The sequence below is a fragment of the uncultured Agrococcus sp. genome (assembly GCF_945915485.1).
GTDB lineage: Bacteria > Actinomycetota > Actinomycetes > Actinomycetales > Microbacteriaceae > Agrococcus.
On sequence record NZ_CAMEFJ010000099.1, the window covers coordinates 1 to 8,096 of the forward strand.

Below are 8,096 nucleotides of genomic sequence, written 5' to 3' on the forward strand. Positions count from 1 at the left end.
CCTGCCCCTGCTGCACGAAGGATCGCCCAGGCGGCCGCGGGGCCGGGCTGTCGGCGTTCGCCGTAGCCGAGCATCCCCAGCAGCGCTGCGGGAGCCCTCCCACTCGCGGGCCGCTTCCCTCGCACTCGGTCGGCGCTCGCGTCGAGGGCAGACCGCAGCTCTGACAGCCTGCGCTCGGTAACGGGGGTGATCGTCAGGTGCACGCTGGGCGGCAGCCGCACCCCGTTCGCCTGCGTGAACCCGGGCTGGTGCTGGAGCGAGAATCCGTGCCTTGCGACCTCGTCGGCGAAGTGGTGCGGGTCGACACGCTCGCGCGCGGTCACGGCACTATCGGCGATCGCGGCTAGCGAGGGACCGACGGGGTCACCCCATACCGCCAGCCCGTGGATGCCCTCGGTCGCCTCGCGCAGAGCTGCGGCAGAACGCACGAGAGACGACGTGAGCTCGCCGTAGCCGGCATCGCCGAGACGCGACATGATCGCCCACGCCGCGGCAAGCGGCGAAGCCGACTTCGACCCCAGCAGCGTCGGATTCACGACCGGGTAGCCCGGCCAGCTCGTCGTGGCGAAGAACTGTCGCCGGTGCCGCTTCCTGCCCCTGTGCAGCAGGACCGAAACGCCCTTCGGCGCGTACCCGAACTTGTGCAGATCGGAGGAGATGCTGGTGACGCCGGGCACGCGGAAATCCCACGGATCGACGTCTGGCCACCACGGCAGCGCGAAGCCCCCGAAACACGCATCCACGTGACACGAGATACCGGCACGCCGAGCTGCGCCCGCGACCTCGGTCACGGGGTCGAGCGCCCCGGAGGGATACGCGGGTGCAGAAACCACGACGAGTGCGGTTCGCGCGTTCATGCGCTGGATGATCGCCTCGGCGCTCACCGACCCGTCCGGTTCGCAGGGAACCGGGGTCCAGATCAGATCGAACGCCTCCGCCGCTTTGCGGAATGCGGCGTGCGCCGTCTCGGGTGCGAGCAGCTCGGGCTTCCCCGCCGGCTCTGCTCGCTGCTCGCGCCACAGGTCGCGCGCGGTCTTCACGGCCAGCAAGCACGATTCGGTGCCGCCGCTCGTGACGCTGCCGACGACATCACGGCCGCCGTTGAGGGCGCGTCTCGCGAACGCCAGCACGTCGCGCTCCATGCGCGCGATCGACGGGAACGCCGTCGGGTCGAGGCCGTTGAGCGGCCGCGCGATCGTGGCTGCGGCATCCGCCAGGTGTTCCAGCTCTTTGTCGCCCGCGTCGTAGACGTACGACAGCACGGAGCCGCCGTGCGTCGGAGCATCGAGTTTGCGCAACTCGTGCAGCCGCTCCAGGACGTCATCGCCGACGGTCATGTTCTGCCTCGCTCGTGTTCCGTCACGCTGCCTCCGCAAGGTCGCGTTCACGCAGGCGGTACCGCGAAAGCGTGAAGAGGCTCGCTGCAGCGAGCAGTGCGGGCAGCAGCGAGAACGAGATCGCGATGCCCACGATCGCAGCGTCCGGCTGCTGACGCTCCACGCCCGCTATCGACTCGACGTAGCCCGTCAGCGCCAGAACAACCGTGAGTACGGTCGAGCCGAGCGCCATGCCGGTGGTCTCGCCGGCGGTCCACACGCCTCCGAAAGTACCCGCCCTGCCCTTCCTCATTCTCGCGTCGTGACTGATGACGTCCGGCAGCATTGCCATCGGCAGCGTCTGCATCCCCGCGTACGCCGCACCGGCGAGCGCGACGGGCGCGACAATCCACCACCCGGGAGCCCACACGGCCGGCGTGAGTCCGAGCGTTGCGACGAGGAAGACGACGCTCGCGAGCCGGAATCCCCGTTCTTTTCCCACGCGTTTGGCGACGAGCTGCCAGAGTGGCGCGACCAGCAGTGCAGGGGCGATGAGCGACGCGAACAGCACGGTCACGGCGCCCTCATCGCGCAAGAGCCAGGTGGCAACGAACTGCGCTCCCGCGAGCATGAGGCCGGTTGCCAGCGCCTGCAAGAAGAACGTACCGAGCAGCGCCCGGAACGGCTGCGACTGCCGCAGTACACGGATTCCGTCGCGGTAGTACCGGATGGGCGAAATCGTCGGTGGCTCAGCCACGGGAACCACGCGTTTGGGGGCGGTGGTTGAGCCGATGACGAGCCCCGCGCAGAGCACGACGCCGGCGACCGCAGCCATCACCAGGTAGCCGCGGAGGGGATCGTCGGGGAACATCCCGCGCAGCTCGGGACCACCGGCACCGAACAGCAGGATCGCAAGCGTCAAGACCACAACCCGCCAGGTCAGCAGCCGTGTGCGCTCGCGGTATCCGTTCGTGAGCTCTGCGGGGAGGGCGACGTACGGCACCTGGAAGAGGCTGAAGAATGTCGCGGCGGCCGTGAACGAGACGAGAACCCACACACCCGACCAGAAGGGCACGAGGCCGCTCGGCACCGCGAACGTGAGGAAGAACGCAACCGGCAGGCCGAAAGCGCCGAGCAGCATGGGCCCGCGGCGTGAGCCGGAAGCGGCGAGCACCCGGTCGCTGAGCCCGCCGATGATGGGGTCGATGAGAACATCCCAGATCTTCGCGAGCGTCATGACGATGCCCGCTGCGAGCGCTGTGACGCCGAGCGAATCGGTCAGGTAGTAGACGAGCACAAGGCCCGGCAGCGTTGCGAAGCCTCCCGTCCCGATGGATCCGATCGCGTAGCGGGCAACGACTCCACGGGGAGGGGCTGGCCGTGATCACCGGATTCGCTGTCGTCTGTGGCGGAGCGGTCCGATGAGTTCACGAATCAAGTCTATGAGGGCACTGGACGCTTCGGGAGAACTGTTACCGGGCTGTTAGATCGCGCATCGCCTACGCTGTTGCGTATGAGCACGTTCGAGCATCTGCTGCGTGAGCGTCTGCAGCACGCACTCTCGTGGGAAGCCGAACTCGACGAGCAGATCGGCACACTCGGCGGCATACGCGACGCGAACAACGACGACGAGCACGACCCAGACGGGGTGCCGGTGTCGGCAGAGTGGTCGAGGCTGGCCGGCCTGCTGCAGGAGATTCGTGAACAGCAGACCGAGATCCGTGCTGCGCTGGCAAGGCTTGAGCGCGGCGAGTACGGCGTCTGCACGCGATGCCGTGAGCCGATCGCGGAGGCCAGGCTCGAGGTTCGCCCCATGGCCGAGCTCTGCGTCAGCTGCGCGAGCTAGGGTTTCGGCTCATGCGCGGGGCTCGAGGCCGAGCCGCTGAAGCGCCTGGTCGTAGAGCACGACAACCTCCCGGCGGATCTCCGGGCGTTCGGAGATCGGGCCGCCGGGCCACGGAATCCGCAGCTCTTCCGTTTCGCCATCGCGTGTGACCTCCCACACGCCCGCTTCGCCGTCGACACCGGTCATGGTGGCGGCCGTGATGGCGTCGGGATTCTCGGAGAAGGCTCGCGTGATGAGCAGGTTGTCGTCGGTGTGGTCGCCGTTCATGTGGCGAAGCACAGCGGTGACGATCTCGGCATCGAAGGTGTGGGGCACGCGCCCAGCTTATGTGGTCGGATGCGATCGCGCATCGGCTCGGTGCTCCGCAGAGGCGAGACCACTAGAGACGTGGGTTGAAGTGGGTACCAATGAAACTGAAACACGATTCGGCTTGTCGGCACTTCCACTCGACGAAGCCGACATGGCACGATATCATTACTGCAGGAGATGATATCGAATGGTTGACGATCGGCTGCATGACGTAACGATGGAGGATCTCCGACGTTCAGTGTCTTTGGCGCAAGGTGTGCTCGACGAAGAAGTCATGCGTGCTGCTTGGAGGGAGGAGCCCGATGGCGGACATTTTGATTCGTAACCTTGATGTTGCCGTGGTCGAGGGAATTGATAGCGAGGCAAAACGGCTCGGCTTGTCGCGTTCCGAGTTTCTTCGTCGAGAGCTTGTCAGTATAGCTCTCCCGAAAGGCAAGGCTTCGAAGGCTGATTTCGAGCGGTTCGCGGATCTCGCCAGTGATTTGCTGGATGACGAAGTGATGAGCAAGGCCTGGGACTAAAAGTGATTCAGAGTTGTGGCTGGTTGATCGACAAGTCTGCCCTCGCACGGCTCACGCTGACTCGCGAATCGGATCTTTGGCAAGATCGAATCACGCGCGGTATGGTGCACATTTCTCCGTTGACGCTCCTTGAGGTGGGATTCTCTGCGCGCTCCGAGACGGACTGGGTCTCGCTACAGCATGAGCCGCCGATCACCGATATGCCAGTTGAAGCAGTTGTTCCCCGCGCCGAGGCACGTGCCTTGGAAGTCCAACGGTTATTGGCGAGGCGAGGCACGCACCGCGGTCCGGGCCCGGCAGATCTCCTCATCGCTGCCGCTGCTGAAGAGACCGGGCTGACCGTTCTGCACGTCGACAAGGACTTCGAACTGATCGCCGAAGTTACCGGTCAGCCAATGGAAAGACTCGCGGGAGACTTCTAAAGCAAGAGCCAATGAGGAGCGACCCAGCACACTGACTCTGCAGCGCTTGCGACGGGGCGGGAGCCCCCGCCTCGCACGCTGATCTCGCTACTTGCTCGACCATCCCGCTGAGCCGAGCTCCTCGGCAGCGAGCACGACGCGAGCGGCCATCGCCTTCTCGGCCGCCTTGCCCCACGCGCGCGGGTCGTACACCTTCTTGTTGCCGACTTCGCCGTCGATCTTGAGGAAGCCGTCGTAGTTCTTCAGCACGCTGTCGGCGACGGCACGCGAGTACGAGTACTGGGTGTCGGTGTCGATGTTCATCTTGATGACACCGTTGTTGACAGCGGTCGCGATCTCCTCCGGCGTCGAGCCGGAACCGCCGTGGAATACGAGATCGAGCGGCTTCTCGCCCGTGCCGTACTTCGCAGCGAGGCCATCCTGGATCTCCTTGAGGAGTTCGGGGCGGAGCTTCACGTTGCCGGGCTTGTAGACGCCGTGCACGTTGCCGAAGGTGAGCGCCGTCATGTAACGCCCGTGCTCGCCGAGCCCGAGCGCCTCGACCGTGTCGATGCCGTCCTTGAGCGTCGTGTAGAGCTGTTCGTTGATTTCGTGCGCGACGCCGTCCTCCTCGCCGCCGACGACGCCGACCTCGATCTCCAGGATCTGGCCGAGCGCGTTCGTGCGCCGCAGGAGCTCCTGCGCGATCTCGAGGTTCTCGGCAAGAGGAACAGCGGAGCCGTCCCACATGTGCGACTGGAAGAGCGGGACGCCGCCGTCGGCGACGCGACGCTCGCTCTCGTCGAGAAGCGGCAGCAGGAAGCTATCGAGGGCATCCTTGGGGCAGTGATCTGTATGGATTGCAACGTTGATCGGGTACGCCTTGGCGACCTCGGTGACGAACTGCGCCATCGCGATCGCGCCACCCGCGCGGTTCTTGACGCTCTGGCCAGCGAAGAAGTCGGCGCCTCCCGTCGTGACCTGCAGGATGCCGTCCGAACCGGCCTCCGTCAGCCCTTGCAGGGCAGCGTTGATCGTCGAAGACGATGAGACATTGATGGCGGGATAGGCGAAGGCATTGGACTTCGCCTTGTCAAGCATCGCTGCATACTGTTCCTGGTTGACGACGGGCATGGTGCTCCTTCGAATCGGCGTACTTCGCGTTGTGCCACAGTCTACGTGCGGCCAGCGGGAAACGGGAGGGGTCGGTAGGCTGGCAGTATCCCATCGTCCCGAAGAGGAGACCCTCCTGTGACCGAAGAGCGCACCGTTGTCGAGCATCCCGATCGCAACCTGGCCATGGAGCTGGTTCGAGCGACCGAAGCGGCAGCGATCCGCGCGGTTCCCTGGATCGGCAGGGGAGACAAGAACGCAGCGGACGGCGCAGCGGTCGACGCAATGCGTGCCTTCCTGGGCACCGTCGCGTTCGACGGACTCATCGTGATCGGCGAGGGCGAAAAGGACGAAGCGCCCATGCTCTTCAATGGCGAGCATGTCGGTAACGGGCGCGGCCCCGCATGCGACATCGCCGTGGACCCCATCGACGGAACATCGCTGACGGCCGCGGGACGCCCGAACGCGCTGAGCGTGATCGCAGTCTCGCCGCGGGGCACGATGTTCAACCCCAAGGATGCCTTCTACATGGAGAAGCTCGTCACGGGGCCGGACGGCATCGGCGTCGTGTCGCTCGAGCAATCCGTCGGCGACAACATCCGAGAGCTCGCGAAGGCGAAGCAGAAGGATGTCTCCGAGATCGTCGTCGCCGTGCTCGACCGGCCGCGGCACGACGAGGTCGTCGAAGAGATACGCGCCGCCGGAGCGGGTACGAGGCTCATGCGCGACGGCGACGTCGCCGGCGGGATCAATGCGGCGCGCTGGGAATCCCGTATCGACATGTGCTTCGGCACGGGAGGCACTCCGGAGGGCGTCATCACGGCCTGCGCGATCAAGGCGCTCGGCGGCGTCATCGAAGGAAGGCTGAACCCGCAGTCGGAGGAGGAACGATCCAGCTGTCTCGCCGCCGGTCACGACCTCGATCGCATCATCCGCTCCGAGCAATTCGTTACCGGCGACAACACGTTCTTCGTCGGGACGGGCGTCACCGACGGCGAACTCCTCGACGGCGTTCGCCGCAAGGGCCCGTTCATCAGAACGGAGTCGGTCGTGCTGCGCTCGAAGACGGGCACGGCAAGACGTGTCATCGCGGAGCACAAAGCCGAGAAGTGGCTTGAGCCGGCCAGCGCGGCCGATCTCGTGTGATCCAAACCAGAACAACGCAGCGAAGGAGATTGCATGGCAATCAACAAGGAAGTTGGTTCGGCAGCGGAAGCGGTTGCCGACATCCCGGAGGGAGCCACCCTCTCGGTCGGCGGATTCGGGCTCTCCGGTAACCCGATGCAGCTCATCGAGGCACTGCACGCAAGAGGCATCTCGGGGCTCACGGTCGCAAGCAACAACTGCGGTGTCGATGACTGGGGGCTGGGCATCCTGCTGGGTAACGGGCAGATCGACAAGATGATCTCGTCGTACGTCGGCGAGAACAAGGAATTCGAACGCCGTTACCTCACGGGCGAACTCGAGCTCGAACTGACGCCGCAGGGCACGCTCGCTGAGAAGATGCGCGCAGGAGGTTCGGGTATCGCCGCCTTCTACACGCGCACCGGCGTCGGCACGCAGGTGCAGGAGGGCGGGCTTCCGCAGCGCTACAGCGCAGACGGCACGATCGCGAAGGCTTCCGCTCCGAAACCGACCGCGGTGTTCGAGGTGGACGGACAGGATGAGGAATTCGTGCTCGAGGAAGCGATCGTCGCCGACTACTCGCTCGTGCACGCGCAGAAGGCCGACCGCTACGGCAACCTCGTCTTCAACAAGGCCGCCAGGAACTTCAACCCGCTCGCAGCCATGAGCGGCAAAGTCTGCATCGCGCAGGTCGAAGAGATCGTCGACGCCGGCGACATCGACCCCGACGACGTGCACCTTCCCGGTGTCTTCGTGCATCGACTCGTCGAAGTCGGCAAGGACATCGAGAAGCGCATCGAGCGCCGGACCATTCGAGAGGAGCGGTAATCGTGGCACTGACACGCAACGAAATGGCGGAGCGCGCAGCGCAGGAGCTGTGGGACGGCGCCTACGTCAACCTCGGCATCGGTCTGCCGACGCTCGTACCGAACTACGTGCCCGAGGGGCGCGAGCTGGTGCTGCAGAGCGAGAACGGCATCCTCGGCGTCGGGCCCTACCCGACCGAGGACAACGTCGACCCCGACCTCATCAACGCCGGTAAGGAGACGGTGACGACGCTGCCCGGCACCGCGTTCTTCGACTCGGCGATGTCGTTCTCGATGATTCGCGGCGGCAAAATCGACGCGGCCATCCTGGGGGCGATGCAGGTCTCGGTCGATGGCGATATCGCGAACTGGATGATCCCAGGCAAGATGGTCAAGGGGCCCGGCGGTGCAATGGACCTCGTGCACGGTGCCGCGCGCGTCATCGTGCTGATGGAGCACGTCGCCAAGGACGGCTCGGCGAAGATCGTCAACTCGTGCTCGTTGCCGCTCACAGGTAAGAAGGTTGTGCATCGCATCATCACGGATCTGTGCGTTCTCGATGTCACAGACGAGGGGCTGAAGCTCGTCGAGCTGGCGCACGGCGTGACACTCGAGGAGGTTCGCGAGAAGACCGAACCCGAGGTCCTCGCTTAGCTAGG

General features: G+C 65.3%; 10 protein-coding genes. 6 read left to right on the forward strand and 4 right to left on the reverse strand.

Annotation, left to right across the window (positions count from 1 at the left end):
• Together Q0O95_RS12155 and Q0O95_RS12160 are read right to left on the reverse strand one after the other, a co-directional pair.
• A partial coding sequence (locus Q0O95_RS12155) for an aminotransferase class V-fold PLP-dependent enzyme (protein ID WP_293699050.1) occupies nucleotides 1–1,337 on the reverse strand: 1,337 nt, incomplete at its 3' end.
• A 22-nt stretch (nucleotides 1,338–1,359) separates the two neighbouring features.
• Nucleotides 1,360–2,658 carry an MFS transporter gene (locus Q0O95_RS12160; RefSeq protein WP_293699070.1) on the reverse strand — a complete coding sequence of 433 codons (1,299 nt, stop codon included), beginning with the start codon at nucleotides 2,656–2,658 and terminating at the stop codon, nucleotides 1,360–1,362.
• A gap of 171 nt (nucleotides 2,659–2,829) precedes the next feature.
• Here Q0O95_RS12160 and Q0O95_RS12165 point away from each other — a divergent pair, with 171 nt between their 5' ends.
• Nucleotides 2,830–3,162, forward strand: a complete 333-nt coding sequence (locus Q0O95_RS12165; protein ID WP_293699052.1) for a TraR/DksA C4-type zinc finger protein — start codon at nucleotides 2,830–2,832, stop codon at nucleotides 3,160–3,162.
• Between the two features lie 9 nt (nucleotides 3,163–3,171).
• On the opposite strand, the gene Q0O95_RS12170 is transcribed toward Q0O95_RS12165, so the two are convergent.
• Nucleotides 3,172–3,477 carry a DUF2470 domain-containing protein gene (locus tag Q0O95_RS12170; protein ID WP_293699055.1) on the reverse strand — a complete coding sequence of 102 codons (306 nt, stop codon included), beginning with the start codon at nucleotides 3,475–3,477 and terminating at the stop codon, nucleotides 3,172–3,174.
• A 296-nt stretch (nucleotides 3,478–3,773) separates the two neighbouring features.
• Here Q0O95_RS12170 and Q0O95_RS12175 point away from each other — a divergent pair, with 296 nt between their 5' ends.
• Nucleotides 3,774–3,992: a ribbon-helix-helix protein, CopG family gene (locus Q0O95_RS12175; protein ID WP_293699057.1), complete on the forward strand. Its 219-nt coding sequence runs from the start codon at nucleotides 3,774–3,776 to the stop codon at nucleotides 3,990–3,992.
• 2 nt (nucleotides 3,993–3,994) lie between these two features.
• On the forward strand, nucleotides 3,995–4,414 hold the full coding sequence (locus Q0O95_RS12180; protein WP_293699060.1) for a PIN domain nuclease: 420 nt from the start codon (nucleotides 3,995–3,997) through the stop codon (nucleotides 4,412–4,414).
• Between the two features lie 87 nt (nucleotides 4,415–4,501).
• On the opposite strand, the gene fbaA is transcribed toward Q0O95_RS12180, so the two are convergent.
• Nucleotides 4,502–5,527: a class II fructose-bisphosphate aldolase gene (gene fbaA, locus Q0O95_RS12185; protein WP_293699062.1), complete on the reverse strand. Its 1,026-nt coding sequence runs from the start codon at nucleotides 5,525–5,527 to the stop codon at nucleotides 4,502–4,504.
• A 165-nt stretch (nucleotides 5,528–5,692) separates the two neighbouring features.
• On the opposite strand from fbaA, the gene glpX reads away from it, so the two are divergent.
• From glpX to Q0O95_RS12200, 3 genes are read left to right on the forward strand one after another with little or no spacing between them, the layout of a single operon-like run.
• Nucleotides 5,693–6,652 (forward strand): class II fructose-bisphosphatase, encoded by a 960-nt coding sequence (gene glpX, locus Q0O95_RS12190; protein WP_293699073.1) that lies wholly within the window; start codon nucleotides 5,693–5,695, stop codon nucleotides 6,650–6,652.
• 33 nt (nucleotides 6,653–6,685) lie between these two features.
• Nucleotides 6,686–7,459 (forward strand): CoA transferase subunit A, encoded by a 774-nt coding sequence (locus Q0O95_RS12195; RefSeq protein ID WP_293699065.1) that lies wholly within the window; start codon nucleotides 6,686–6,688, stop codon nucleotides 7,457–7,459.
• Between the two features lie 2 nt (nucleotides 7,460–7,461).
• Entirely contained in the window at nucleotides 7,462–8,091 is a 630-nt protein-coding gene (locus Q0O95_RS12200; RefSeq protein ID WP_293699068.1) for a CoA transferase subunit B, read from the forward strand.
• Nucleotides 8,092–8,096 lie beyond the last annotated feature (5 nt).